This is a genomic window from Roseibium suaedae (assembly GCF_900142725.1).
GTDB lineage: Bacteria > Pseudomonadota > Alphaproteobacteria > Rhizobiales > Stappiaceae > Roseibium > Roseibium suaedae.
Genome location: NZ_FRBW01000001.1, coordinates 1,044,220 through 1,070,095, shown reverse-complemented (window position 1 = coordinate 1,070,095; position 25,876 = coordinate 1,044,220). Strand labels below are relative to the sequence as shown.

The following is a 25,876-nucleotide window of genomic DNA, read 5'->3' as shown; positions in this document are numbered from 1 at the left end:
GACGGGTCACTCCCTTTTTCCCGTCCGCCATTCACCCTCTAACAAGGGCAAAATTCATGCGGCGCTCCCATCTGCTTGGGCTCGGCTTTATGACGCCGGCCATCCTCCTCACGCTCGCGCTCTTCATCATCCCGGTCGTTCTGACCGGCGTCTTCTCCTTCACCAACATGAGCACATCGACCGGCATCACCGGTGGTGCCTATGAGATCAACCCGCGCTCCATCCGTCTGATGAAGGATGCAGGCCTGCGCGAGGGCCTGATCGGAGATCTGGAAGAGAACCTTTACAAGATCGACGCAGCTGGCCTGGCCCAGGTGGAAAAGGACTTTGGCAAGAAGCTCGCGGAGGAAATGAAGGGCGCCTATGACGGCCAGACCTTCAAGGACCGCCGTGAACTCGTCCGGGCCATCAAGGACCTGAAGTCGCGCCCCCGTTCCAGCCGCGACCTGAACAAGGCGGCTGACCTGTTCCAGAAATCCATCCTGAATGTGCGCTACGACGACGAGAGCGCCTTCCTGAACGGGCTGGGCAACCTGGGCATCACCCTTCAGGACGGCGAACAGGCGGAACTCACCCGTTTTGCCTATACGGGCTGGGTCTGGACGACCGAGAATTTCAGCAACATGGCGGCCATGCCCTCCACCTACCGGGCGGCCTTCAACACGGTGCTCTACATCGCCTTCACGCTGACCTTCAACATTGTCTTCGGCGTGTTCCTGGCGGTTGCGACCTTCTATCTGCCTTCAGCAGCCGCCTCGACGTTCCGGACCATCTGGTTCCTGCCGCGCATCCTGCCCCACGTGCTCTACGTGATCCTGTGGAAGTGGTTCACCTGGGACACCGGCTTCCTGTCGCAGGTTCTGGAGCCCTTTGGCGTCGCCCCACGCAACTGGATGATGGATACGGAAATCAACGCCTGGGTCAGCATCGTTTTGATCAACGGCTTCGTCGGCGCATCCTTGGGCATGATCCTGTTCTCCAGTGCGATCAAGGCAATCCCGTCTTCCATGCTCTATGCGAGCGAGGTGGACGGCGCCTCCCGCCTGCAGCAGGTCCGCTACATCATCCTGCCGCAACTGCGCTGGCCGATCATGTTCACTTCGATCTACCAGACGCTCTCCCTGCTGACCTCCTTCGACTACATCTACCTGGCGACGGATGGCGGGCCCGGCAGTTCCACGACGGTCTGGGCGCTCTATGCCTTCAAGACGGCGCTGAACAATTATGGCGGCAACCTGCAATACGGCTTCGGCGCGGCGCTGGCGCTCGTTCTGGTCGGCATCGGCATTCTGGCCTCGGTTCTCTACCTGCGGCTCTTCGACTTCAAGAGCATGAACGCCGCTCCGCGGATCGAGCAGTAGGAGGCTCTCATGACCAAGAACTTCAAGACCCTGCCGGTCTATATCCTCCTGAGCGTTCTCTCGCTCCCGCTGGTCATCATGTATGCCTATCTGGTGATAGACACATTCACGGTGACCACACCCGGCTCCCTCGTTCCGGGCCCCTTCACCCTGCATAACTGGCGGTTCCTCTGGGAACCGGCCAAGCCAGGCCAGGCCTCGATCTGGGCGGCAACCCTGAACACATTCCTGTTTGCCGGCGGCACGATGTTGATCGTGCTGATGACCTCCGCCACGGCGGGCTACGCCCTGTCCCGGCTCAGAATGCCGATGCGCAGCTTCATGCTCGCCGGCCTGATCATGCTGCACGCGTTTCCCACCGTGACGCTGATCATCTCGGTCTTCCTGATCCTGCAGATCATCGGTCTCTATGACACGTTGATCGGCGTGATCCTGGTGCGTGCCGCCCTAGACCTGCCGCTCGGCGTCTGGATCATGAAGGGTTTCTACGACAACGTGCCGTGGGAGATCGAAATGGCCGGGGTTCAAGACGGGGCCAGCCGTTTCACCGTCTGGTGGCGGTTGATCCTGCCGCAGATCCAGCCGGGCCTTGCGGCTCTCGGCATCTTTTCCTTCCTGCAGGCCTGGAGCGAATTCATCCTGCCGCAGGTCCTCGCTCCCGGCGCCAACGCCCAGGTCCTGTCTGTCTACATGCAGGCCGTGGTGAAGAGCGAAACTCAGATGGATTTCACCCTGTTCAAGACAATCGGGCTTTTCTACACCCTGCCCGTGGTCGTCATCTATCTGATCTTCAACAAGAAACTCATGAACATCTATGGCGGAGGCACGAAGGGCTGATGCGTATCCTGATCGACAATTTCACGAAGACATTCGGGACCACAACAGTCATCCGCGACATGACCCTGGACATCGAAAGTGGTGAGATGCTTGCGCTTCTCGGCCCTTCGGGATGCGGCAAGTCGACGACACTGTTCGCGGTCTGCGGCATTCACCGGATGAATGGCGGACGGCTTCTGTTCGGCGACCGGGACGTGACGACCGTCTCCTCTCAGGACCGGAACGTTGGCGTGGTGTTCCAGAACTATGCGCTCTATCCGCATATGAACGTCTTTGAGAACATTTCCTTCCCGCTCAAGATCCGGAAGGAAAGCAAGGCGGACATTGACGCCAAGGTGCGCGAGATGGCCAAGCTGGTCCATATCGAGGACCTGATGGAGCGCAAGCCAGCCCAGCTCTCCGGTGGCCAGCAGCAGCGCGTCGCGCTTGCCCGCGCCCTGATCCGCAAGCCGGACGTCCTGCTGCTCGATGAGCCGCTCGCAAACCTCGACGCCAAGCTGCGTCTGGAGATGCGCTCGGAAATCCGCCGCATTCAGCAGGAAACCGGCATCACCGCCATTCTGGTCACCCATGACCAGGTGGAAGCCATGTCCATGTGCGACCGGATCGCCATCATGAACAAGGGCCAGATCGTCCAGTTGTCATCGCCGAGCGAGATGTACAACGAGCCTGCCTCTGCCTTCGTGGCGGGCTTCATGGGCAACCCGCCGATCAGCTTCCTGGATGGCACCGTTGAGGGTTCATCCCTGCGTCTCGACCAGTCCAGCATCGTCCTGCCTCTGCCGGAAAGCAGCCGGCCTGCAAGCCCGGCGAGCCGGGTCAAGCTCGGGGTCCGTCCGGAATATTTCCAGCCAGAGAACCCGGACAAAGTCGAGGGCAAGATCAGCTTCATCGAAATCCAGGGCCGCGAGACCCTTTACGACGTGACGCTAGAAAACGGCGCGGTTCTGCGCTCAATCCAGAGTTCCGGCCCCCTCCACAAGCTGGGTGACACAGTCCGCTGGGGTGTCGACCACAGCCGCGTGCTGGCCTTTGACGAAAGCGGTGCCCGGCTATGACAAGCCCCTCCCCGACCACATCCAGAGTGGACATGGCCTGGCTGACCTCAGGCCGCCCGCTTGCCATCGCCCACCGGGGCGCCAGCGCCTATGCGCCGGACAACACGCTCGCGGCCTTCGCCCTTGCCGATGTGCTGGGCGCGGACATGTGGGAAGTAGACATCCAGTTGTCTTCCGATGGCATTGCCGTTGTCTGCCATGACAGCGACCTTAATGCAGTCGCCGGCCGGGATGAGCCTGTCTCGGCCCTGAGCGCGGAAGATCTTTCCACACTCGCCACGCTTTCCGGCGAGCCGATCCCGCTGTTCTCTCAGGTGGTGGAGCTGGCCCAGGCGAAAGGCGCAGCCCTCTATCTCGATGTGAAGAACAGCGCGGCTTATGAGGCAACCCTGAGGGTTCTTCAGGACACAAACTTCGAACGTGCCGTCTTCGGCATCAACGACCCGGCCTTTTGCCGCAAGCTGGTGGACGGTGGTTGCCCCTACCCGGTCTCTATCCTCTTCGGCATCGGCAAGGATCCGTTCGAGATGGCGGAGCTTTCCGGCGCGGATATTCTTCATCCATGCTGGGAGCGGGCGGGCGACCGGCCGGACCGGCTCCTGACCCCAGCCTTCTTTGCCGAGGCCCAGCGGCGCGGACTGCCGGTGGTCACATGGCACGAAGAGCGTCCGGACGTGGCAGCCAGCCTGCTTCAGCTGCCCGTTGCCGGGATCTGCTCCGACACGCCGCAGCTGTTGAAGTCTTACCGGCACCGCTTCCCGGACGCCCCCGAAGTTGTCTGCCACCGTGGCGCCTGTGCCATTGCGCCGGAAAACACGCTTGCCTCCGCTCATGCAGCCTTCGCAGCCGGTTTTCATGTGGTGGAGCTGGATGTGCGCCAGATTGCCGATGGCAGCCTGGCGGTCTTTCACGACCATAAGCTGGAGCGCACGACCGACGGCACGGGCCCGGTCGCGGCACAAACCGCCGATAGTCTTCAGGATCTGGATGCAGGTTCCTGGTTCTCCCGGCACTACACCGGCGAACCGGTGCCGTTCCTGTCCGAACTTCTGACCTGCGCCACCATCTGGTCGGGACAGCTCTATATCGAGCTCAAGGAAACGGATCCGGCTGCCATCCTTTCGGAAGTCGAACGCCATGACTTCTTCGGCAACTGCTTCTTCTGGTCCTTCAACGCCGAATATCTGCAGCAGATGAAGGCTCTGGAACCCCGGGCCCGGTTCATGGCGCGGCGGGAGGATTACGACAGCATCGAAGCCTGCCTGGCGGACCTGTCTCCTGTCATCGTCGAGTTCAATCAGGATAACCTTGATCCTGTCGACCTAGACAAGGTGCGCGCTTGCGGCGCCAGGATCATGATTGCTTATATGGGCCGGGACCGGGAGATTCAGGAGCGGATTCGGCAGCTTCGCCCGGACCTTGTGAACATCAACGATCTGTTCGGATGGTCCAGACTGATCGAAACCGCCTCGGCAAACTGACAGGGCAGCATGAGCGACACCAAGCCGCCAAAGCGCAAGGCGAACTCCATCGACGTCGCCATCCTTGCCGGGGTGTCCCGCTCCGCCGTTTCCAGAACCTTCACCGATGGAGCGAGCGTTTCGGAAGAAACCCGCAACAAGGTGATGCGAGCGGCGGAACAGCTCGGCTACCGGGTCAATGCGCTTGCCCGCTCCCTGCACAAGCGCTCGGAGCTGGTGGGGCTAGTCACGGCGGACATGCACAATCCCTTCCGCGCCGAGCAGATCGACTGGCTGTCCAAGCTGCTCGGCGAATTGGGCTTCAAGCCGATCCTTCTGCGCGGGGAACGCCAGACGGATGTGTCCGACATGATCGGTTCGCTGCTGGAATACCGGGTGGCGGGTGTGATCATCACCTCCGATACCCCGCCCCAGGAAATCTGCGAGGAATGCCAGCGCTATGGCGTTCCGCTGGTAACCATCAACAAGCAGGACACGGGCGCACCGCTGGACCGGGTGATCTGTGACTTTGAAGCCGGCGGCCGGATTGCCTTTGAGCATCTACATGCCGTTGGCTGCCGGAAAATGGGCCTCGTCCTGCCGGAACAGCCATCCTACACGATCGCTGGCCGTGCCGACGCCTTCCGCAGGCTCTGCGAGAAAGAAGGGCTTGAGCTGACGGAAGTCCGTCATGGCGGCCAGGACTACACGTCCGGTCTTGGCGCGGCGGATCTCGTCGGCGCGCAGAAGCACCGGATCGAGGGGCTTTTCTGTGTCGCGGACTATTTCGCGCTCGGTATCCTTGATGGACTGCGCCGCAAGCATGGCGTCCTCTTTCCGCAGGACATGCGGCTGATCGGCTTTGACGACATTCCCGAAGCCGGATGGGATGGCTACGCGATGACGACAATCCGCCAGAGCCGCGAAACCCTCGCCCGCCTCGCAATCGACCTCCTCTGCCGCCGGATCGACAGCCCGGAGCTGGATCACCAGGAGCTGATCTGCCCGCTGGAACTGGTCGTTCGGGAGACGTAAAGCCGTTTTGCGCTCAAGCTGTTTTGAGCAGGCGGTTACCCATTTGAGCTGAGCCACATCAGGCCCGGCATTTGCCGGGCCTGATGCATTTTCAGTGACTGATCATCCAGGGGCGCTTGGACGGGAAGGTCTTGCCGCCATCGGCGGTGAAGACCGTGCCCGACTTGCCCGTGCTGATGCCGGAGCAGCAGGAACAGCCCGAAGGATGCCGCTTCTTGCGGCCTTCGGCGGCAGCAGCCCGGCTGTCCCTGGTGGAGAGCCGAGGCTCATGCCGGGCCCGTTCGTTGGTCTCAAGAGCCGTCCGGCGCTCTGTCGACAGACCCGACATATGCGGAGCCTGAAGGATGGCTCTTGGAGCCTCCTGCTTGCAGGCCGGACAGGAGATCGGATCTGCATGCGCCGACATGGGCCGGAGCGCCCGGATCGGGCCGCAGTCCTCGCACAGATAGTCGTAAACCGGCATGAATGCCTCCTTAGAGATCCGGTGCGAGCGGGATGTCGATGGACCCGTCGAGGAACTTCGTCGGCCCGGCAGCGCCCGGCATCAGATCGAACTCGAAGATATCCGTCGGCAGCCACAGGGTTGCGCAGGCATTGGGAATGTCCACCACGCCGGAAATATGCCCCTGAACCGGGGCAGTCCCCAGGATCGCGTAGGCCTGAGCGCCCGAGTAGCCGAACTTCTTCAGATACTCGATGGCGTTCAGGCAGGCCTGACGATAGGCGATATGCACATCGAGATAATGCTGCTTGCCGGCTTCATCGACGGAGATCCCCTCGAAGATCAGGTAGTCATCGTATTTCGGCGTGATCGGCGACGGCTTGAAGATCGGGTTCTTGATGCCGTATTTGGACATGCCGTCCTTGATCAGGCTGACCTTGATGTGCAGCCAGCCGGCCATTTCGATGGCGCCGCAGAAGGTGATCTCGCCATCGCCCTGGCTGAAGTGAAGATCGCCCATGGAGAGCCCTGCCCCGTCCACATAGACCGGGAAGTAGATCTTCGAGCCACGCGACAGATCCTTGATGTCGCAATTGCCGCCATGTTCGCGCGGGGGCACGGTGCGGGCGCCTTCCGCTGCCGCCTTGTCCCGCGCTTCTCCCTTCAGTGCGCCCATATGGGCCGACTTGGTGTTGGGCAATTCGCACAGGGCCGGCACGCGGGTCGGATCGGTGGCCTTCAGCGCCTTTTCCCGGTCGTTCCACATGTCCAGCATCTTGCGGTCCGGCAGACAGCCGATCAGACCCGGATGGATCAGCCCGGCATAAGACACGCCCGGCACATGGCGGGACTTGGTGAACATGCCGTGGAAGTCCCAGATCGACTTCTGCGCTTCCGGGAAATGCTCGGTCAGGAAGCCGCCGCCATTCTGCTTGGAGAAGAAGCCGTTAAAACCCCAGAGCATCTCTTCCTTGGCACCGATATCAAGAATATCGACCACCAGAAGATCGCCAGGTTCCGCGCCCTTCACACCGATGGGACCGGAGAGATAGTGGACCTGTTCCAGCTCCACATCGCGCACGTCGGCTGCATCGTCGTCGTTCTTGATCTGACCGCCGGTCCAGTCATAGGTCTCGATCTTGAAATCGTCGCCCGGCTCGACCCACACGGCCATCGGAATATCCGGATGCCAGCGGTTGTGGATCTTCTCATTGGTATGCGGTGACTCCTTGAGATCCACCGAGATCAGGGTATCGGCCATCGTTTGCTCCTGTGGTTGGCGCCATCCCATGGCGCGGAGGGACTGTTCGGGATCAGACAGAAAGGAAGGCGGCCACCTTCTCTTCATTGACGCTAGCGCGGGGCTCGTCATGGACAAGACGGCCGTTCTCCAGCACGAGGATGCGGTCCGCGACATCGAGCGCGAAGGACAGCACCTGCTCGGAAACGACAATCGACAGGCCGCGCTCGTCGCGGATGCGTTTGAGAACACGGGCCATTTCGCGGATGATGGAGGGCTGGATGCCTTCGGTCGGCTCATCCAGCAGCAGGACCTTGGGGTTGGTGGCCAGCGCCCGGGCAATGGCAAGCTGCTGCTGCTGACCGCCCGAAAGATTGCCGCCCCGCCGGCCCTTCATTTCGAGGAGTACCGGGAACAGCTCATAGATGCCTTCGGGCACCTTGGAACGGCCGGAGACAGTCAGGCCAGTCTCGATGTTCTCCTGCACGGTCATGCTCGGAAAGATCATCCGGCCCTGGGGCACATAGGCAATGCCCTTGGCCACCCGGTCGAAACTCTTCAGGGCGGTGACGTCGATGCCATCGACTTGCGCCTTGCCGTGGCTGGTCGGCACGATCCCCATGAGCGACTTCATCAGCGTCGTCTTGCCCATGCCGTTGCGGCCCATGATGGCGACGATCTCGCCGGGGGCGACGGTGAAGTCCAGGCCGTGGAGAACCTCGCTCTGGCCATAGGCGACATGATATTGATCCACTGTGAGCATTGTCTGCCTCCTAATGACCCAGATAGACGTCGATGACCTTGGGATCGGCCTGAACCTTGGCCATGGAGCCTTCGGACAGGATCTTGCCCTGGTGCAGGACGGTGACCCGGTGGGCGATGTCCTCGACGAACTTCATGTCGTGCTCAACCACGAGCACGGACCGGCCCTTGGTGATCTCGTTGAGAAGTTTGGCGGTCTGCTTGCGCTCCGACACGCTCATGCCGGCGACCGGCTCGTCGAGCATCAGCAGTTCCGGGTCCTGGATCAGCAGCATGCCGATCTCCAGCCACTGCTTCTGGCCATGACTGAGCAGGGCTGCCTGCATGTCGAGCAGTGTGTCGAGAAAGACCATTTCGGCGATTTCCCGCACCCGTGAGACCACCTCTTCATCCCGCTTGAAGGTTAGCGCGCCAAAAACGTTGCGGCCGCGCGGGAAGGAAATCTCCAGGTTCTCGAACACGGTCAGGTCCTCGTAGATGGAGGGATTCTGGAACTTGCGTCCCACTCCTTCCCGAACGATCTCGTGCTCCTTCATGGAAGTCAACTCACGGTTGCGAAACTTGACTGACCCATCCGTAGCTTTTGTCCGCCCGCAGATCAGGTCCAGAACCGTGGTCTTGCCTGCCCCGTTCGGACCGATGATCACGTGGATCTCGTTCTCATCCACATAGAGGTTGAGGTCGTTGACCGCCTTGAAGCCGTCGAAGGACACCGTGAGGTTCTCGATCGACAGGAGGAAGTCCGTGTTGTTGGCTAGCGTATTCATGGACGATTGCTCCTATGCCTGGCTCATTCGGCCGCCTGGGGATCCTGGACCGGGGCATCCGGACCGCTCTTGCGGGTGTGCAGCCACTTCTTGACGCGGGGCGCGACCTGGGCCCGGTAGACACCGGCAAGACCGTTGGGGAAGACCAGAACAACCGCGATGAACAGCGCGCCGAGACCGAAGAGCCAGAGTTCCGGGAAGGTTTCGGAAAAGGTGGTCTTGGCCCAGTTGACGAGCAGAGTGCCGTAGACAGCTCCGAAGATGGACAGGCGTCCGCCGACCGCGCAGTAGATCACCATCTCGATCGACGGCACGATGCCGACGAAGGACGGCGACATGAAGCCGACCTGCAGGGTGAACATGGCCCCGCCGATGGCGGAAAGGACAGCGGCAAAGCAGAAGACGAAGATCTTGAAATTTGCCACGTCATATCCGGAGAACCGCACCCGGTCCTCCTTGTCGCGCAGGGCGACCAGAAGACGTCCAAGCTTGCTTTTCAGCACGAAGAGGCACAGCACGAGGACAGCCATCAGCAGACCGCCGTTGAGGAAATACAAGACGTATTTCGCGCTGTCCGTGCGGATGTCCCAGCCCATGAGCGTGCGCAGATCCGTGATGCCGTTGACGCCGCCGGTGTAGCCTTGCTGACCGATGATCAGGATGGTCAGGATGGCAGCGATGGCCTGGGTGATGATGGCGAAATAGACCCCGCCCACCCGGCGCTTGAACATGGCTGCCCCGACGATGAAGGCAAAGATGGCGGGAAGGATAAGGATCGCGGCAAGCGTGAAGCCGAAGCTCTTGAAAGGCTCCCAGAACCAGGGCAGCTCGGTGAGCTGGTTCCAGTCCATGAAGTCCGGAATGCCCGGGGTGGACTGGATCTTGGTGGCCTCCGGCGTGGAGGCCTCCAGCTTGAGGAACATGGCCATGCAATAGCCGCCAAGGCCGAAGAACACGCCCTGCCCGAGGCTCAGGATCCCGCCCATGCCCCAGCACAGCACCAGTCCGATGGCGACGAAGGCATAGGTCAGATACTTGCCGACCAGATTGAGCCGGAAGATATCGACGGAGACGGGCAGAACGATGAACAGCAGGGCAGCGAGAACCGCGAGTGCGAGAAGATCCTGCCGGGAGAGAAAGCTTTTTCCGTTGGTCATATGAGCCCCCTTCAGCGGCGGATTTTCAGAGAGAACAGGCCTTCGGGGCGCAGCATCAGGATGCCGACGACCGTCAGCAGCGTGAGCACCTTGGCCATGGACCCGGAGAGGAAGAACTCCATGGTCGACTGGGCCTGGCTGATGGCGAAGGACGAGGCGATGGTGCCAAGGAGGCTGGCGGCGCCGCCGAAGACGACGATCAGGAACGTGTCGACGATATAGAGCTGGCCGGCGGTCGGACCGGTGGACCCGATCATGGTGAAGGCGCTGCCGGCGATCCCGGCGATGCCGCAGCCAAGGGCAAAGGTCTTGCGGTCGACCCGCTCGGTGTTGATGCCGACGGCGCCTGCCATGACGCGGTTCTGAACCACGGCGCGGGTCTGCATGCCCATTCTGGAACGGAACATCAGGAAATAGACGGCGACCGCGATCACCAGGGTCAGGGCCATGACGAAGAGGCCGTTGATCGGCACTTCGATCGTATCGGTCAGGGCAACGGAACCGAGCAGCCAGTCCGGCAGGGTGACGCCGACTTCACGGGCGCCGAAGATCGAGCGATAGGCCTGCTGCAGCATGAGGCTGAGGCCCCAGGTGGCCAGCAGCGTGTCCAGCGGACGCTTGTAGAGATGCCGGATCAGGGCCCATTCGACCAGCGCGCCCAGCGCCGCCGAAGCGAAAAAGGCCAGGATCATCGCGCCGAAGAAATAAACGCCGAAGAGGCTGGGAACGTAATTCTCGACAATGTGCGAGCACAGATAAGTGACATAGGCCCCGAGGATCATGAACTCGCCATGGGCCATGTTGATGACCCCCATCTGGCCGAAGATGATGGCGAGACCGAGCGCCATGAGGACAAAGACCGAGAACAGGATGAGCCCGGCAAAGCCCTGCATGGCGAAGATGGAACCAAGTTCCGACCAGGTGTAATCGGCGAACATGCGCACGTCTCCATGCCGAGGAGCAGGTCCATGCTCCAGTCAAAAGGGGGAGGTTCGGAAAGACGGGTGCCGCAATGGCTGCGTCCTGCAGCACCCGAGGGGCCGGCAGCCGGAGCTGCCGGAGGGGAGGTCAGGACTTATTGGTAGCCTTCCGGGAAGGGGTTCGGCTCCATCAGGTCCTTGGTCTCGTAGACCACTTCATACTGGCCATCAGCCTTGGCGTGCCCGACACGGGTCTTGGACCACAGGTGGTGGTTCTCGTGGATCTTGACGTAGCCTTCCGGCGCTGTGGTCAGCTCGATGCCGGGAGACGCGGCCTTGATCTTGTCGATGTCGAAACTGCCGGCCTTTTCAACCGCAGCCTTCCAGAGCCAGGGGCCGAGATAGGCGGCCTGGGTCACGTCGCCGATGACGATCTCATCGCCATACTTGGCCTTGAAGGCTTCGACAAATGCCTTGTTGTTGTCGTTGTCGAGGGACTGGAAGTATTTCATCGTGGCATAGGCGCCGGCGATATTCTCACCGCCAATGCCGAGAATTTCATCCTCGGTCACCGAGATCGTCATGAGAACCGGCTTTTCCTTGGTCATGTCGATGCCGGCAGCCTTGAGCTGCTTGTAGAAGGCAACGTTGGAGCCCCCCACGACGATCGCATAGATCACGTCCGGCTTCTTCAGCTTGATCTTGTTGATCACCGAATTGAACTGGGTGTGACCGAGCGGATAATACTCCTCGCCCACGACGCTGAGGCCCAGCTTCTCGATGTGCTTGCGGGCAATCTTGTTGGACGTGCGCGGCCAGATATAGTCGGAGCCGAGCAGGTAGAAGCTCTTGGCGCCCTTTTCCTTCACCACCCAGTCAATGCCGGCGAGGATCTGCTGGGTTGCTTCCTGGCCCGTGTAGATCACGTTGGGAGACTCTTCCAGGCCCTCATAGAAGGTCGGGTAATAGAGCATGCCGTTATACTGTTCGAACACCGGCAGAACCGCCTTGCGCGATGCGGACGTCCAGCACCCGAACACGGCCGCCACCTTGTCCTGCACGAGCAGCTTCTTGGCCTTTTCGGCGAAGGTCGGCCAATCGGACGCGCCGTCTTCCTGGACGAACTCGATCTTGCGGCCCAGAACACCGCCCATGGCGTTGATCTGCTCGATGGCCAGCTTTTCCGCCTGCACCGAGCCGGTTTCGGAAATCGCCATCGTGCCGGTCACCGAGTGAAGGATACCGACCTTCACCGTATCAGCGGTGACCGCCAGACCGGTGGTGTTGGCATCGTCCGCATGCGCCTTGCCGACACCGAACTGAGAGAAAGCGGTTAGAGCGACAGCCGTCGCTGCCCCGAGGATCACGCCGCGCCTGGTCGAGCCAAGGCCGGTCTTTCTGCCGTTGTTAGTCATGGATGTCGCCACCTCCTGTGTGAGCTGCAGGTGCGGGGCCGGCATCGGCGCACCGCATGAGAGGAGGCTCGCGGAAAATGGTGCAGTGCCGCAATGCGTCAGTTGCTGTGGGTTAATTGACGTATTCCAATTTTCCGACCGATGTCCAAGACTACGGAAATCTGACAGAACAACGTATAAATATTCATGTTTGAACGGCGACTGAAAATCATTTCAGCCGCCTATCTTCATTTGAATATTTCTAAAACTTACATTCTGGAAACAGTTCAAAAGACAGACAAACACCGGCACGGTAATTGCTTATTACAAATCAAAAACAGAAATCAGGTGCACTACACGCAATATCTGCTTCGAAATTAGGCGATGGCGATGCCATTTCTGCGGCATCGCACAAAAAGCAACGTCTACGGCAGGATCGACTTGGGGCTGGGGTTATATGGCAGGTCATCAGCGGGTCGTACGCTTGCGCCGGACATACAATCAATGGGTCGCAAACCAGACCCTTGAGGACTACGCACTTCGCTTCACCGCCAAGAGCGGGCGGAGATGGTCAGCCATCCGGGTGGCCAACACCGCCCTTGGCGCGATTTCCTTTCTCGCCCTGGAGGCCATCGGCGCCTCGATCACCCTGAATTACGGCTACACCAATGCCGTCTCGGCCATCCTCTGCGTCGGACTGCTGATTTTCCTCACCGGCCTGCCGATTTCCTATTACGCCGTCAAATACGGGGTCGATATCGACCTCCTCACCCGGGGAGCAGGTTTCGGCTATATCGGCTCCACGGTCACCTCGCTGATCTACGCGAGTTTCACCTTCATCTTCTTCGCCCTGGAAGCCGCAATCATGGCGACGGCGCTGGAGCTCTTCCTCGGCATTCCGCTCAATATCGGCTACCTGATCTGCGCCCTGGTGATCATTCCCATGGTGATCTACGGCATCACGCTGATCAGCCGGCTGCAGGTCTACACCCAGCCGCTCTGGGTGGTTCTGCAGATTCTGCCGTTCCTGTTTCTCGCCTGGCAAGGCATCGCTCCGGTCGAGGAATGGCAGTCCTTCACCGGCAGGTTCGGAGACGAGAGCGGCTCCTTCAACGTGCTTCTCTTCGGCTCGGCCAGTGCCGTGGTGTTCTCACTGATTGCCCAGATCGGCGAGCAGGTCGACTTCCTGCGCTTCCTGCCGCGCGAGCGGCGGGGCAAGCGGGCCAAATGGTGGCTGGCCCTGCTGGCGGCAGGTCCGGGCTGGATCGTGATCGGTGCCTTGAAGCTGCTGTTGGGCTCGTTTCTGGTCGTGCTGGCCCTGTCCAATGGCGTGGCGCCCAATCTCGCCGTCGAACCGACCCATATGTATCTGGTCGCCTTCAAGCAGATGGCCTCACCGGAAATGGCCATGGCCCTTACCGGCGTGTTCGTGATCGTCTGCCAGATCAAGATCAACGTGACCAATTCCTATGCCGGGTCGATTGCCTGGTCGAACTTCTTCTCCCGGCTCACCCACAGCCACCCGGGCCGCGTGGTCTGGCTGGTGTTCAATGTGGTGATTGCCCTGCTCCTGATGGAACTCGGCGTCTACAAGGCGCTTGACCGGACCCTCGGGCTCTATTCCATCGTGGCCGTTGCCTGGATCGGCGCCATCTTCGCTGATCTGGTGATCAACAAGCCGCTGGGGCTCAGCCCGCCTCATATCGAGTTCAAGCGGGCGCATCTTTATGACGTCAATCCGGTCGGCCTCGGCTCGATGACCATTGCCAGCCTGCTGGCCCTCGTCGCCTATTCCGGCATTCTGGGGGATATCCCCCGCGCCTTTGCCAGCTATATCGCCCTTGCTGGTGCCATCGTTCTGGCGCCGCTGATCGCCTATGCCACCAAGGGCCGCTACTATCTGGCCCGCAAGGAAGAGCCGTTCCTGACCCCGGAAGGCAAGGCACCGGCCATGCTCAAGTGCTGCATATGCGAGCACAGTTTCGAGACCGAGGACATGGCCCATTGCCCGGTCTACACGGGCCCGATCTGCTCGCTTTGCTGTTCGCTCGATGCCCGCTGCGAGGATGATTGCAAGAAGGAAGCCCGCCTCGGCGACCAGTTGAAAGTCTTCTTCAAGACGGTGTTGCCGGAGACCATCGCCGTAAGGCTTGCCTCCCGGCTCGGGCTCTATCTCGGCATCATGCTGATTGTCGCCCTGGCGCTCGGCGGCATCCTCTCCTTCGTCTATTTCCACACGGAACCAGGCACGCTTGCAGGCTCACGGCTTGGCATCGGCCAGGCCCTCACACAGGTCTTCTTCATTCTCCTGATCATCTCCGGCGTCATGGCCTGGCTTTTCGTTCTGGTTCACGAGAGCCGCAAGGTCGCCAATGAGGAAACCCGGCGTCAGACCAGCCTGTTGATGCGGGAAATCCGCGCCCACAGCCGTACCGATCGGAAACTGCAAAAGGCCAAGGAAGCCGCGGAAGCGGCCAATCAGGCCAAGAGCCGGTATCTGATCGGCATCTCCCATGAGCTGCGTTCGCCGCTGAATGCGATTTCCGGCTATGCCCAGCTGATCCAGCGAGATCCGGATATTCCTGCCCGCAGGCGCGATGCGATCAAGGTGATCCGCCATTCCTCCGATCATCTGGCCGGGCTGATCGAAGGGTTGCTCGACATTTCCAAGATTGAGGCGGGCCATCTGACCATCTACCGCGACAGGTTCAACCTGCAGGATTTTCTGACCCAGATCGTCGACATGTTCCGCCTGCAGGCGGATGCCAAGTCCATCGAGTTCCGCTTCCTGCCTTCCGGCAACCTGCCGATCCATGTCTATGGCGATGAGAAGCGCTTGCGCCAGGTCCTGATCAACCTCCTGTCCAACGCGATCAAGTGGACCCATTTCGGCAGCGTCACCCTGAAGGTCGGCTATCAGAACCAGGTCGCGGAGTTTTCCGTGATCGACACGGGCATCGGCATTGCCGAGCGGGACCTGGAGCGGATCTTCATTCCCTTCGAGCGGGTGGAGACGGCAGAAAGCAGCTCCATTCCCGGTACCGGGCTGGGGCTTGCCATCACCAAGCTTCTCACCGAAGTGATGGGCGGAGACATTGGCGTGCAAAGCAGTCTCGGCAACGGCAGCACCTTCAGGGTCCGCCTGCTCCTGTCTGCAGCCCAGACGCCGGACCGCCCTGCCCCGGCAGAAAAGCAGATCTACGGCTACGAAGGGGCAACCCAGACCATCATGGTTGCCGACGATGATCCGGCCCAGCGCAACTTGCTGCGGGATTTCCTTGTGCCGCTCGGCTTCAAGGTCGTCACTGTGCCAAATGCCAAGGCCTGCCTTGAGCTGGCCGAAGAGGAATTGCCCGAGGTCTTCCTGCTGGACATCAGCATGCCAGGCATGTCCGGCTGGGAACTGGCCCGCAGGCTGCGCCAGTCCGGCCACGGTGCAGCCGTCATCATCATGATCTCCGCCAGTGCCGATGAGCGCGGCCGTGACCCGGTGCACCGGATCTTCCACGACGATTACCTGGTCAAGCCCTTCCGCCTGAAGGAACTGCTGGAACGGCTGCAGCACCATCTGAAGATCGTCTGGAGAACGGGAGAGCGTGAAGAAGCGCAGGCCCAGGCCCCCGAAGCGCCACTCTTTGCCCCCGGCATCCTGCCCAATGCGGAGAGCCTCAGGATGCTCAGGCAGCTGAGCCAGATGGGCCATATCCGCGGCATCCGGGAAAAGCTCGACGACATAGAGCGGCACCAGCCGCAATCGGCAGCCTTTGTCGCCCACCTGCGCGACCTCGTCAGCGAATTCGACATCAAACGCTATGAACAGCTTCTGGAGACAGTTGAGAATGATGATGATTGTTTCTAGTCCAAGCGACACAGTGCTGGTGGTGGACGACACCCCCTCCTCTCTCGGCATGCTCACCCATTCGCTCGAAGAAGCCGGCTACACCGTGCTTGTGGCCCCCGACGGGCAGCGCGCGCTGGACATTGCCTCGAGGATCACGCCCAACGCGATCCTGATGGATGCGGTGATGCCGAACCTCGACGGGTTTGAGACGGTCAAGCGGCTGAAACGCATGGATGACGTGCAGAACGTGCCCGTGATCTTCATGACCGGGCTGAGCGACACGGAGAATATCGTCCGGGGCCTTGAGGCTGGCGGCGTCGATTACGTGACCAAGCCAGTCAATACGGAAGAGCTGCTGGCTCGCCTGCGTGTCCACATCGCCAATGCCCGCAATGCCAACAGCGCCCATCTGGCGCTGGATGTCTCCGGACGCTTTCTTCTCTCCGTTACCTCCTCCGGCAAAGTCTGCTGGAACACGCCGCAGGCCAGAAGCCTGCTGGGACTGGACCGGCATGCGGAAGACCAGGATTTTGCCTCCGCCGTTGTGCTGCCCCAGGCAACCCTCGAATGGCTGCGCGCCTCCATCGCCGCCAGCAGCGCTGCAAGACCCGCAGACATTGAGGATCATTTCACGGAACTCGAAGGGACCGGCCTTCGCTTCACCTATGTCGGCGCGATCTCTTCAAATGAATATCTGCTGCGGGTCGCGAAAGGATCCCGGGTCGCAGGCAGTGATGCCCTGCGCCAGGAGTTCAGCCTGACGGAGCGGGAGGCAGAGGTTCTGACCTGGATCGCCAGCGGCAAATCCAACAAGGAAATCGCCAGCATCTTGGATATGAGCCCGCGCACGGTGAACAAGCATCTCGACCGGATCTTCGCCAAGCTGGGCGTCGAGAACAGAACCGCAGCGGCCATCCTGTCCCTGAAGAAGCTGCTGGATTGACCCGTTGCGGCGGTCTCACCCGCCATCGCGACCCTTCTGTCCGGTAGACATCCAGCGCACCTTCAAATACATGAATTTAAAATTCATGTATTTTCCCAACCGTTCCGCGGTGGGGATCTGAGGTGACAGGAGATCCAGGGCCATGCGGCATAGTATCAAGACAGTCGTGCAGACGGAATCCGCCCGCAAATATCTGCAGCAACTGTGCAAGCACTTCGCGCACAAGGTGCCCGCCAACTGGACCGAGGAAGCCGGCAGCGTGACCTTTCCCTATGGCGATTGCACCATGCAGGCCACAGAAAGCGAACTGGTGATCCAGTGCGAGACGGGAGAACCCGGAAACATCGCCCTGCTGAAGGATGTCATCGAATCCCATCTCCAGAAATTTGCCTGGCGCGAAACACCGCAGCTTATCTGGCAGGAACACCAGGCTGCCGCCAGCTGAGCGCTGAAAATGCAAAGAGCCGGAAAGCAGCAACGCTTCCCGGCTCTTTTTTTGTCGTCTGTCTGTGCCCGGATCAGGCGCTGGCAGCTTCGGTATCGACCGGCTTGCCCTTCTTGGGACCGGGGATCCGGAACCAGGCGATATAAAGCGCGGGCAGGAACAGCAGCGTGATCATGGTCCCGGCGAGAATGCCACCCATCATCGCATAGGCCATGGGCCCCCAGAAGATCTCCCGGGAGATCGGGATCATGGCGAGCGAGGCGGCGGCAGCGGTCAGCATGATCGGCCGCATGCGGTGCACGGTTGCCTCGAACACGGCCTCCCAGGGCTCGACCCCTTCCTTGCGCAGATCCTCGATCTGCACGACCAGAATGACCGAGTTCCGGATCAGGATACCGATCAGGGCAAGAACACCGAGCAGCGCCACGAAGCCGAGCGGCGCACCGCTGGGCACCAGAGCCGCAACCACGCCGATCAGGCCGAGCGGAGCCACCGCTATCACCAGGAACAGGCGCTGGAAGCTCTGCAGCTGCATCATCAGGATCGTCAGCATGACGAAGACCATCAGAGGAGCGACCTCCGCAATCGGGCCCTGGGACTTGGCGCTTTCCTCAACCGCACCGCCGGTGGCGATGAAGTAGTCCGGCGGCAGCTTGGCCTCGAGTGCCTTGATTTCCTTTTCAAGACGCATCACGACCGTTGCCGGCTGCACATTGCCGGTGATCCCGGCCATGACCGTGACCGTCGGCTGACGGTCCCGCCGCCAGACAACCGGCTGCTCCATCTCGTAACGGACATTCGCAATGGCCGCGAGCGGCACAGAGGAATTGCCCGAGGTCGGCATCTGGAGCTGCTGGATGGTCTTGATCGAGTGACGCTCCTCCGGGTCGGCGCGCGCCACCACATTCACCAGATAGATCGAATCCGGGATGCTAGTGACGGTGGTGCCACCAACGATGCTGTTCAGCTGGTTGGCAATGTCCATCGAGCTGATGCCGAGCTGGCGCGCCTTATCCTGCAGAACATCGACCTTCAGAACACGGCCCGGCTCGTTCCAGTCATAGACGACGCTGGTGACATTCTCGTCCTGGCCGACAATGCTCGCCACTTCACGGGAATAGGTGAGCACCTTGGCCACATCCGGACCGCTGACACGGTACTGGACAGGACGGCCGACCGGCGGTCCGAGCTCAAGGGTCTTCACATAGGCATCGATCCCGACGAAGTTCTCCCTTAGGATCTTTTCCAGCTTCGCCTGAACCGCCACGCGCTCTTCCAGCCCCTTGGTGACGATGACCACCTGACCGAAGTTCGGCTGCGGCATCTTCACATCATAGGACAGGATGAAACGCACCGCGCTCTGGCCGATATAGCTCGACCAGTGATCGATATCCTCTTCCTGCTTCAGATACTCCTCGAACCGGAGCACCTGATCGCGGGTATCGGCGATGGACGCGTTCTGCTGCAGGGTGAAATCGACAATCAGTTCCGGCCGGTCTGACGGCGGGAAGAACTGCTGCTGCACGAGGGCCATGCCCGCAATCGAAAGCCCGAAGGCACCGATTGTCAGGATGATCGTGATCCAGCGGAAGCGCATGGCCAACCGGAGCAATCCCTCGAAGGCACTGCCGAAACGGCCCTTCTTCTCGTGATGGGCCTTCATGGCCTTTGGAAGGAAGGTTACCCCGAGCAAAGGCGCGAAGAGCACGGCCACGATCCAGGATAGGATCAGCGACACGGCAATCACGACGAACAGGGTGAAGGTGAATTCCCCTGCCGCACTGTTGTTGAGGCCAACCGGAATGAAGCCTGCGATGGTCACAAGCGTGCCGGTGAGCATCGGGAATGCAGTCGAGGTGTAGACATATGTCGCCGCCTTGCTGAGCGGGTCGCCCCGCTCCAGCCGCGCCACCATCATCTCCACCGCGATCATCGCATCATCCACCAGAAGGCCGAGAGCAATGATCAGTGCACCCAGCGAAATTCGCTGAAGTGAGATTCCCAGATACTCCATGAACATGAAGGTCATGGCCAGAACCAGCGGGATCGACAGGGACACCACGAAGCCTGCCCGGAGACCAAGGCTGATGAAGCTGATCGCCAGAACAATGGCAACGGCCTCGAACAGGGCCTTGGTGAAGCCGCCCACGGCTTCCTCAACCACCTTTGGCTGGTCTGCCACCTGGTGAACACCAACCCCGACCGGGAGATCGGCAATAGCCTTCTGCAGCTCCTCATCCAGCGCTTCGCCGAAATCCAGCAAGTTCGCGCCAACGCGCATGCCGACGGCCAGGCCGATGGCCGGCTGACCGTTGTAGCGGAAGAGGTCAGACGGCGGATCCTGATAGCCACGGGTCACCGTGGCAATGTCGCTCAGGCGGAAGAAGCGCCCGTCGATGCGAAGGTTGACGTTCTCGAAGTCCTTCTCATCCCGGAACTGTCCGTCCACGCGCAGGCTGATGCGCTCGGGACCGGCCTGAACCACGCCCGATGGCACGACCGCGTTCTGCTCCTGCAAGGTGGCAAGGACACTGTCGCTGGTGATGCCCATGGCTGCCAGCTTGCGGGTGGAGAATTCCAGATAGATGATTTCGTCCTGAGCACCGAGCAGCTCGATCTTGCCGGTGTTTGGCACCGTGTAGAAGCGGGTGCGGACGCCTTCCACGTAATCGCGGAGTTGGCGGAAGCTGATGCCATCGGCCGTGAAGGCATAGACATTGCCGTACACATCGCCGAACTCGTCATTGTAGAAGGGCCCGAGCGTGCCGGAGGGAAACTCGGAGGCAATGTCGGCCATCATGTTGCGGACAAGCTGCCAGGTCGGCTTCACGTCCTTGGCCTTGGTCGTGTCCTGCAGGTTGACCATGACGATGGCGGACCCCGGGCGGGTCAGGCTCTTCGTGTAGTCGAGAGACGGGATTTCCTGCAGCTTCTTCTCGATCCGATCAGTGATCTGGCTGAGGGTTTCCTCGGTCGAGGCACCCGGCCACTGGGCCGTCACGAGCATGGTCTTGATGACGAAGTTCGGGTCTTCCTCACGGCCCAGGTTCACATAGGACAAAAGCCCTGCGACCACCGAGACGATCATGAAGTACCACATGAGTGACCGGTGATTGATCGCCCAGTCGGAAAGATTGAATTTCTTCATAGTGCCGGCTCCCCGCCGAGATGAACCTTTTGCCCTGGCTTCAGGCTATGAACGCCGGCGGTCACAATTCTCTGTCCCGGAACAACCCCGTCCTGGACCACGAAAGCCACATCTGTCTTGCGCCCAACGGTGACGGCAGCCTTCTCCACGGTCATGGAGGCCTCGTCGACCCGCCAGACATAGGTCTTGCCCTCTTCCTCAAAGAGCGAGGTCAGGGGGAGAGAAATAACCTCATCGCGGGCATCGCTGGAGCGAACGGTCACCAGGGAACCAAGACGGAAGTTGGGTGGCGGATTTTCCAGGGTCATGCGGACACGGCGGGTCCGGGTCGCGCTGGTTGCCTGAGGTGCAATCTCGCGAATTTCCGCCTTCACGGCAGGGCCCTTGACGGTCTGCAGGAAAGCTTCGAACACCTTGCCCTGAAGCTGGGAAATGAGCGCCTCCGGCACATCGACCACCGCATCGCGGGCGTCCAGACGCGCAATGCTGACGATCGTCTGACCGGCGCTGACCACCTGGCCAACGCTGGCATCGGTTGCGGTGACGACCCCGTCATAGGTTGCTGTCAGCCGCGTGAAGCCGAGCTGCTCCTTGGCCTTCTCGAGATCTGCCTCGGAGCTGGCGACGTTGGCCTCGGCGGTCTTGCGGCTTTGCTCCGCCGTATCCAGTGACGCCTTGGAGGAAACGCCCGTTTTGGCCAGAGCCTGAAGGCGCTTTTCTGCCCCTTCCGCATTGGAAAGCTGGGCTTTTGCCGCGGACAGGCTGGCTTCGGCCACCCGGACGGCAAACTCGAGGCTCGCCGGATCCAGCAGGGCAATCTGCTGGCCCTGCTTGACCTCGTCGCCGACATTGACCGACCGGCTGATCATCCGGCCGAGAACCTGGAACCCGAGATCGGTGGTGTAGCGCGGCTCAACGGTGCCGGTGAACTGGGCTTCTTCGGGCCACTGCTTTTCGGCCATGACGGAGAGAACCGGGCGGATAGGTTCGGCAACCTGCTGCTCTTCCTCGCCACAAGCGGTCAGGAGCGCGAGCGAAGCCAGCGCCGCGAAGCGAAAACCAACGGACATCATTCCGCCTCCTGCAGCACCGTCTCGACCTTGAGACCTGGGTAGAGATATTGCCCGCCGGCCGTGACGATGATCTCGCCATCTTCAAGACCATCCTCGATCAAGATCCGGTTGTTCTCATAGCGGGCGACCGTAACCTTGCGCAGGCTGACGGCCTGGCTCTGAGTGTCGACCACCCAGACGGCAGGTTCATTGTCCGTGGAACTCAGCGAACTCCACGGCAGGATAACCGTCCGCTCGGAACGGAACCTTGCCGCACCGGCGACGGGCGCACCCAAGGTCATCTCGGCAGGCGGGTTCTGGATGGAGAGTTTGACCTTCACGGACCCGGTCACCGGGTCGATGGTCGGAGAAATCTCGCGAAGGTGACCAACCGTCTTCACATCCGGGTCGGACTGCAGCCAGATCGAGAAGTCCGAGCCTTCCAGGTCATCGGACAAGAGGCCCTCAAAGACCTGGAACACAGCATCCCGTTCCCCGTCGCGGGCGATCGCGAAGACCTTTTCACCCGGCTGCACGACCTGACCGACTTCTGCGGAGCGTTCTGTGATCACGCCGTCCTCGTCCGCCCTGAGGATCGTCTCGTCCAATGTCTTTTCCGCATCCGCAAGCCGGGCCTTCGCCCCGTCGAGGTTGCCCTGGGCAACCCGGAAATCCTGTTCGGCGGAGTCATAGTCGCTGCGGGTGGTGAACCCCTTGGAGAGCAGTGCCTTCTGACGGTCCAGCGAGAGGGAGGCGTTGGTCAGGATGGCCGAGGACGAGGCCACGGAAGCGCGGGCGGCATCAAGATCCGCTTTCTGCTGCTGGGGATCCAGCCGTGCCAGGATCTGGCCTTTGGTGACATGATCCCCAACGCCGACAAGACGCTCGCTCACCCGTCCAGTCACCCGGAAGGCGATGTCATTGTGATAGCGGGCGTCGACTTCACCGACCAGAACAAGTTCCGGCGTGTAGTCCACGTGGACAGCCTTCTGGGCCTTAACAATAGCCAAAGGCTCGGCAAAAGCGGCGAGAGGACCAAATAATCCAATGCCGAAAACCGCCATTTTGATAAATGCCGGGACAATCTTCACATTCATTGCCTATGCAACCCCCGTCCGGCGCCCCCGGCAATGAGGGCTGCATCCCCTGAATTTTGAGGACACGGTCATTAATGACTGACTAGTTAGTCAATAAGAGACTTGATGACAAGACCTCGCCGCGCTAATTCTGAAAGCAGGCAGGAAAAATCCACACCGGCAATTGCCGGTCACGATACTACAACCAACGGAGAAATGAATGACCGCACGGCGGCGCAAGGCCGAACGTCCCGGAGAGATACTGGAAGCGGCGTTTGAAGAGTTTTCCAAGAACGGATTTGCTGCGACCAGGCTCGACGATATCGCTGCCCGTGCCAATGTCACCAAGGGAACGATCTACGTCTATTACAGCAACAAGGAAGTGCTGTTCGAGACCATGGTCCGCGAGCTGATGACCCCGGTCATTGCCGAAGTAGAAGCTTTGATGGCGATGGAAGCCACCGATGCAGAAGCGGTTCTGCGGGCCTTCATGAAGTTCATCTATGCGAATGTGGCTGCGGACCGTCAGTGCCTGGAGCTGATGCGCCTGCTGCTGCTGGAGAGCGAGCGCTTCCCGCATCTGTCCCACGAGCACTTCACGCAATTCGTCAATCCCATGCAGCTCAAGCTTCAGGACTGCCTGAACGAGCTGGCGGACAAGGGCCTGATCAGAAAGGCCCCTGCCCTGTCCCTGACCGACCTGATCTCGGGACCGGCCGTGGCGCTGAACGTCTGGCGCCTGCTCTTCCCTTTCGCCGGGGCAATCGACACGGACGAGCACATGGAAGCAGCGCTTGACCTGTTTCTCAACGGCTTGCTGCCCCGGGATTAAATCGGCTCAGGGCAGCCAGCCATCGTGCAGGGGATGGTCAGAGGCAAGCGGCAGATGCATGACCTTGCCCTCCCGGGCTGACGCATAGATCGCCGTGATCAACTCGATGGAATGCTCGCCCTCTTCCATGGCTGGCAGATAGAGCGGCTCCTTGCCATTGAGCGCCGCATGAATGTCCGTGAACAGCCCCAGGAACCTTGCTGGCGGCTCCTCGACAGAGGCGATTACCACATCGATTTCGGCCTGACGGGCCGGATCGGTTGCCTCGAAGGTCCAGGGCCCCTCCCCGATCCGGTAAGGATGAACACCGGAGGTCGCGGTGACATGTTCAAAACAGGCCCGGAAACGGGAAGAGCTTCCCGCAGATCCCAGAGTCACGGATGAGGTCACAAGAGCCCCTTCGGCCGTGCGCATGATTATAGCTGCGCAGTCTTCCGTCTCGATCGGGTTCACCCGCGTGTCGAGAAAAGCGGTCACGTCGCAGATATTGCCCGCAAGATGGGTCACCAGATTGTGGGCATGACAGGCGTGGGAGACGATGGCACCGCCCATTTCTCCTGCCCAGGTTCCCCGCCAGCGCTCAAGATAGTAGTCCGCCCCGCGCTGCCAGTGGGTTTCAAGCGACAGCGTGTAGGGCCTGCCCAGAAGGCCCCGCGCCTTCAACTCGTGAACTGCGCGATATCCGCCGCCATAGCGGTACTGGAATACGGGAAAGACCCGCTTGCCCGTCCGGGCGGCAACCGCCTTCATCTTCTGAACATCGGCAATGGAGCCCGCGAGCGGCTTTTCGCACACCACATGCTTGCCCGCCTCCAGCGCGGCCAGCGTCATGCGGGCATGGAGCTGTGGCGGCAGGCAAATGTCGACGAGGTCGATCTGAGGATCCGCACAGACCTCTTCGAAGCTTGTGACGGCCTTCGCGCCGGGGGCAAGCGCGGCCCCCTCCTGCGCCCGCTCCGGGTTGAGATCGCAGACGGCGCGAACCTCGAAGAGATCCGGAACCTCCGCATAGGAGGTGACGTGGGCCTTGCCGATACCGGCCCCGATGACGGCAACCCTGATCTTTCTGCTCATCTGGCCTGCTCCCGCTCGGCCATCTCCTGCGCTTCCAGCGCCAGCCGGGTCGCCAGGAAGGCATGGGCCTGGGTCATGGCCGTTTCCGTGCGCTCTGCCACATCCCATGCCAGGGCCGTATAGAAGGGTTTGCCTGCCCCGGTGGCATCGAAATGCTCCACTCCGGCCTTGTCCGCCAGGAACACGTGGTTGCCGCCCGGCCGCCCCGCGAGATCGATATACTTGCGCATCTCGATGGTGCCTTCGGTGCCCAGGATCGTGATCCGGCCATCCCCCCAGACCGGCAGACCATGAGGGGTCAGCCAGTCCACGCGGGCATATCCGCGGCCGCAATTGCCCTCCAGCAAGGCTTCGCCGAAATCCTGGAAATCCGGGCGGTCCGTATTCGCCGTGTTGCCGACATGAGCTGAAACCACCCTGGCCTCGGTGGAGCCGGTGAAATGCAGGAACTGATCGAACTGGTGAGCGCAGATGTCCGTCAGGATGCCGCCGGTCTGCTCCCGGCTCCAGAACCAGTCAGGCCGGACATCGGCATTCAGTCTGTGCGGGCCGAAGCCGACCGTCTGGACGACTTTGCCGATCCGCCCTTCCCCGATCAGACGGTCCACCAGTGCCGTGCTTTCCACGCCGACACGCTCGGAGAAAGACACGATCCAGCGCTGGCCAGTGCGCAGCGCGGCAAGCTGCAAGGTCTCGAGCTGATCCAGCGTGGTGCAGCCCGGCTTGTCGACCAGCACATCCTTGCCATGCTCCATTGCAGCAATGGCAACCGCCGCCCTTTCGCTGTTGATCGAAGCACTAAGGATCAGGGACAGGCTCTGATCCTCCAGGATTGCCTCCGGCTCCAGCTCGGGAATGCCGGACCATTTCTCCGCAGCCGTCTTGCGGCTGCTCTCCGGGGTCTGGCTGCCCGTGCTCCAGGCGACCAGGGTGAAGCCTGCCGCCTGCATGCCTTCAACCATGCCGTAGATATGTCCGTGATCGATGCCGATCACACCCATTCGCAGAGGAACTGCCATGACGCTGCCTGTC

The 25,876-nt window shown here is 61.0% G+C and carries 21 protein-coding genes; 9 read left to right on the top strand and 12 right to left on the bottom strand.

What is annotated here, in order from left to right:
* The first annotated feature begins 56 nt into the window (after positions 1-56).
* Genes BUA94_RS23520 through BUA94_RS04790 form a run of 5 tightly spaced genes read left to right on the top strand, consistent with a single transcriptional unit; the run spans position 57 to position 5,751 of the window.
* Positions 57-1,361, top strand: coding sequence for a carbohydrate ABC transporter permease (locus BUA94_RS23520; protein WP_073009484.1), 1,305 nt, complete (start codon positions 57-59; stop codon positions 1,359-1,361).
* Between the two features lie 9 nt (positions 1,362-1,370).
* Complete coding sequence (locus BUA94_RS23515; RefSeq protein ID WP_073009481.1) at positions 1,371-2,198, top strand: carbohydrate ABC transporter permease; 828 nt, start codon at positions 1,371-1,373, stop codon at positions 2,196-2,198.
* Entirely contained in the window at positions 2,198-3,256 is a 1,059-nt protein-coding gene (locus tag BUA94_RS04800; RefSeq protein ID WP_073009478.1) for an ABC transporter ATP-binding protein, read from the top strand. Before BUA94_RS23515 ends, BUA94_RS04800 begins: the two co-directional genes overlap by 1 nt.
* Entirely contained in the window at positions 3,253-4,737 is a 1,485-nt protein-coding gene (locus BUA94_RS04795; protein ID WP_084081703.1) for a glycerophosphodiester phosphodiesterase family protein, read from the top strand. The genes BUA94_RS04800 and BUA94_RS04795 overlap by 4 nt, the downstream gene beginning before the upstream one ends.
* A gap of 9 nt (positions 4,738-4,746) precedes the next feature.
* Positions 4,747-5,751 (top strand): LacI family DNA-binding transcriptional regulator, encoded by a 1,005-nt coding sequence (locus BUA94_RS04790; protein ID WP_073009472.1) that lies wholly within the window; start codon positions 4,747-4,749, stop codon positions 5,749-5,751.
* Positions 5,752-5,842: 91 nt separating this feature from the next.
* Here BUA94_RS04790 and BUA94_RS04785 read toward each other — a convergent pair whose 3' ends face one another.
* The 7 genes from BUA94_RS04785 to urtA all read right to left on the bottom strand — a co-directional run bounded on the left by BUA94_RS04785 (position 5,843) and on the right by urtA (position 12,454).
* Complete coding sequence (locus tag BUA94_RS04785; RefSeq protein ID WP_073009469.1) at positions 5,843-6,214, bottom strand: zinc ribbon domain-containing protein; 372 nt, start codon at positions 6,212-6,214, stop codon at positions 5,843-5,845.
* Positions 6,215-6,224: 10 nt separating this feature from the next.
* A complete protein-coding gene (fmdA, locus tag BUA94_RS04780) occupies positions 6,225-7,454 on the bottom strand; it encodes a formamidase (RefSeq protein WP_073009466.1) in 1,230 nt (409 codons plus the stop codon).
* Between the two features lie 52 nt (positions 7,455-7,506).
* Positions 7,507-8,196 carry an urea ABC transporter ATP-binding subunit UrtE gene (gene urtE / locus BUA94_RS04775; RefSeq protein ID WP_073009464.1) on the bottom strand — a complete coding sequence of 230 codons (690 nt, stop codon included), beginning with the start codon at positions 8,194-8,196 and terminating at the stop codon, positions 7,507-7,509.
* Between the two features lie 10 nt (positions 8,197-8,206).
* Complete coding sequence (gene urtD / locus BUA94_RS04770) at positions 8,207-8,962, bottom strand: urea ABC transporter ATP-binding protein UrtD (RefSeq protein WP_073009461.1); 756 nt, start codon at positions 8,960-8,962, stop codon at positions 8,207-8,209.
* A gap of 23 nt (positions 8,963-8,985) precedes the next feature.
* Positions 8,986-10,119 carry an urea ABC transporter permease subunit UrtC gene (gene urtC, locus BUA94_RS04765; protein WP_073009458.1) on the bottom strand — a complete coding sequence of 378 codons (1,134 nt, stop codon included), beginning with the start codon at positions 10,117-10,119 and terminating at the stop codon, positions 8,986-8,988.
* Between the two features lie 11 nt (positions 10,120-10,130).
* On the bottom strand, positions 10,131-11,057 hold the full coding sequence (gene urtB / locus BUA94_RS04760; RefSeq protein WP_073009454.1) for an urea ABC transporter permease subunit UrtB: 927 nt from the start codon (positions 11,055-11,057) through the stop codon (positions 10,131-10,133).
* 137 nt (positions 11,058-11,194) lie between these two features.
* A complete protein-coding gene (urtA, locus tag BUA94_RS04755) occupies positions 11,195-12,454 on the bottom strand; it encodes an urea ABC transporter substrate-binding protein (RefSeq protein ID WP_073010921.1) in 1,260 nt (419 codons plus the stop codon).
* Between the two features lie 436 nt (positions 12,455-12,890).
* Between urtA and BUA94_RS04750 the strand changes: the two genes are divergently transcribed.
* From BUA94_RS04750 to BUA94_RS04740, 3 genes are all read left to right on the top strand, one after another.
* A complete protein-coding gene (locus tag BUA94_RS04750) occupies positions 12,891-16,292 on the top strand; it encodes a hybrid sensor histidine kinase/response regulator (protein WP_073009451.1) in 3,402 nt (1,133 codons plus the stop codon).
* Positions 16,276-17,217 (top strand): response regulator transcription factor, encoded by a 942-nt coding sequence (locus tag BUA94_RS04745; protein WP_073009448.1) that lies wholly within the window; start codon positions 16,276-16,278, stop codon positions 17,215-17,217. The genes BUA94_RS04750 and BUA94_RS04745 overlap by 17 nt, the downstream gene beginning before the upstream one ends.
* 142 nt (positions 17,218-17,359) lie before the next feature.
* A complete protein-coding gene (locus BUA94_RS04740; RefSeq protein WP_073009444.1) occupies positions 17,360-17,662 on the top strand; it encodes a DUF2218 domain-containing protein in 303 nt (100 codons plus the stop codon).
* Positions 17,663-17,735: 73 nt separating this feature from the next.
* Here BUA94_RS04740 and BUA94_RS04735 read toward each other — a convergent pair whose 3' ends face one another.
* From BUA94_RS04735 to BUA94_RS04725, 3 genes are read right to left on the bottom strand one after another with little or no spacing between them, the layout of a single operon-like run.
* Positions 17,736-20,810, bottom strand: a complete 3,075-nt coding sequence (locus BUA94_RS04735; protein WP_073009440.1) for an efflux RND transporter permease subunit — start codon at positions 20,808-20,810, stop codon at positions 17,736-17,738.
* Positions 20,807-21,880: an efflux RND transporter periplasmic adaptor subunit gene (locus tag BUA94_RS04730; protein ID WP_175557996.1), complete on the bottom strand. Its 1,074-nt coding sequence runs from the start codon at positions 21,878-21,880 to the stop codon at positions 20,807-20,809. The genes BUA94_RS04735 and BUA94_RS04730 overlap by 4 nt, the downstream gene beginning before the upstream one ends.
* Positions 21,880-22,926: an efflux RND transporter periplasmic adaptor subunit gene (locus tag BUA94_RS04725; RefSeq protein ID WP_073010919.1), complete on the bottom strand. Its 1,047-nt coding sequence runs from the start codon at positions 22,924-22,926 to the stop codon at positions 21,880-21,882. Before BUA94_RS04725 ends, BUA94_RS04730 begins: the two co-directional genes overlap by 1 nt.
* A 232-nt stretch (positions 22,927-23,158) precedes the next feature.
* Between BUA94_RS04725 and BUA94_RS04720 the strand changes: the two genes are divergently transcribed.
* Entirely contained in the window at positions 23,159-23,770 is a 612-nt protein-coding gene (locus tag BUA94_RS04720; protein ID WP_073009434.1) for a TetR/AcrR family transcriptional regulator, read from the top strand.
* A 6-nt stretch (positions 23,771-23,776) separates the two neighbouring features.
* On the opposite strand, the gene BUA94_RS04715 is transcribed toward BUA94_RS04720, so the two are convergent.
* Both BUA94_RS04715 and BUA94_RS04710 read right to left on the bottom strand, forming a co-directional pair.
* Complete coding sequence (locus BUA94_RS04715) at positions 23,777-24,844, bottom strand: Gfo/Idh/MocA family protein (protein ID WP_073009431.1); 1,068 nt, start codon at positions 24,842-24,844, stop codon at positions 23,777-23,779.
* The gene (locus tag BUA94_RS04710) at positions 24,841-25,863 is read right to left on the bottom strand and encodes a Gfo/Idh/MocA family protein (RefSeq protein WP_073009428.1); all 1,023 of its coding nucleotides are present in this window, start codon (positions 25,861-25,863) and stop codon (positions 24,841-24,843) included. Before BUA94_RS04710 ends, BUA94_RS04715 begins: the two co-directional genes overlap by 4 nt.
* Positions 25,864-25,876: the final 13 nt, after the last annotated feature.

Excerpts from the sequence above, each read along its gene's own strand:
- BUA94_RS23520 (WP_073009484.1), top strand. The coding sequence starts at position 57 with ATGCGGCGCTCCCATCTGCTTGGGCTCGGCTTTATGACGCCGGCCATC.
- BUA94_RS23515 (WP_073009481.1), top strand. The coding sequence starts at position 1,371 with ATGACCAAGAACTTCAAGACCCTGCCGGTCTATATCCTCCTGAGCGTT.
- BUA94_RS04800 (WP_073009478.1), top strand. The coding sequence starts at position 2,198 with ATGCGTATCCTGATCGACAATTTCACGAAGACATTCGGGACCACAACA.
- BUA94_RS04795 (WP_084081703.1), top strand. The coding sequence starts at position 3,253 with ATGACAAGCCCCTCCCCGACCACATCCAGAGTGGACATGGCCTGGCTG.
- BUA94_RS04790 (WP_073009472.1), top strand. The coding sequence starts at position 4,747 with ATGAGCGACACCAAGCCGCCAAAGCGCAAGGCGAACTCCATCGACGTC.
- BUA94_RS04785 (WP_073009469.1), bottom strand. The coding sequence starts at position 6,214 with ATGCCGGTTTACGACTATCTGTGCGAGGACTGCGGCCCGATCCGGGCG.
- fmdA (WP_073009466.1), bottom strand. The coding sequence starts at position 7,454 with ATGGCCGATACCCTGATCTCGGTGGATCTCAAGGAGTCACCGCATACC.
- urtE (WP_073009464.1), bottom strand. The coding sequence starts at position 8,196 with ATGCTCACAGTGGATCAATATCATGTCGCCTATGGCCAGAGCGAGGTT.
- urtD (WP_073009461.1), bottom strand. The coding sequence starts at position 8,962 with ATGAATACGCTAGCCAACAACACGGACTTCCTCCTGTCGATCGAGAAC.
- urtC (WP_073009458.1), bottom strand. The coding sequence starts at position 10,119 with ATGACCAACGGAAAAAGCTTTCTCTCCCGGCAGGATCTTCTCGCACTC.
- urtB (WP_073009454.1), bottom strand. The coding sequence starts at position 11,057 with ATGTTCGCCGATTACACCTGGTCGGAACTTGGTTCCATCTTCGCCATG.
- urtA (WP_073010921.1), bottom strand. The coding sequence starts at position 12,454 with ATGACTAACAACGGCAGAAAGACCGGCCTTGGCTCGACCAGGCGCGGC.
- BUA94_RS04750 (WP_073009451.1), top strand. The coding sequence starts at position 12,891 with ATGGCAGGTCATCAGCGGGTCGTACGCTTGCGCCGGACATACAATCAA.
- BUA94_RS04745 (WP_073009448.1), top strand. The coding sequence starts at position 16,276 with ATGATGATTGTTTCTAGTCCAAGCGACACAGTGCTGGTGGTGGACGAC.
- BUA94_RS04740 (WP_073009444.1), top strand. The coding sequence starts at position 17,360 with ATGCGGCATAGTATCAAGACAGTCGTGCAGACGGAATCCGCCCGCAAA.
- BUA94_RS04735 (WP_073009440.1), bottom strand. The coding sequence starts at position 20,810 with ATGAAGAAATTCAATCTTTCCGACTGGGCGATCAATCACCGGTCACTC.
- BUA94_RS04730 (WP_175557996.1), bottom strand. The coding sequence starts at position 21,880 with ATGTCCGTTGGTTTTCGCTTCGCGGCGCTGGCTTCGCTCGCGCTCCTG.
- BUA94_RS04725 (WP_073010919.1), bottom strand. The coding sequence starts at position 22,926 with ATGGCGGTTTTCGGCATTGGATTATTTGGTCCTCTCGCCGCTTTTGCC.
- BUA94_RS04720 (WP_073009434.1), top strand. The coding sequence starts at position 23,159 with ATGACCGCACGGCGGCGCAAGGCCGAACGTCCCGGAGAGATACTGGAA.
- BUA94_RS04715 (WP_073009431.1), bottom strand. The coding sequence starts at position 24,844 with ATGAGCAGAAAGATCAGGGTTGCCGTCATCGGGGCCGGTATCGGCAAG.
- BUA94_RS04710 (WP_073009428.1), bottom strand. The coding sequence starts at position 25,863 with ATGGCAGTTCCTCTGCGAATGGGTGTGATCGGCATCGATCACGGACAT.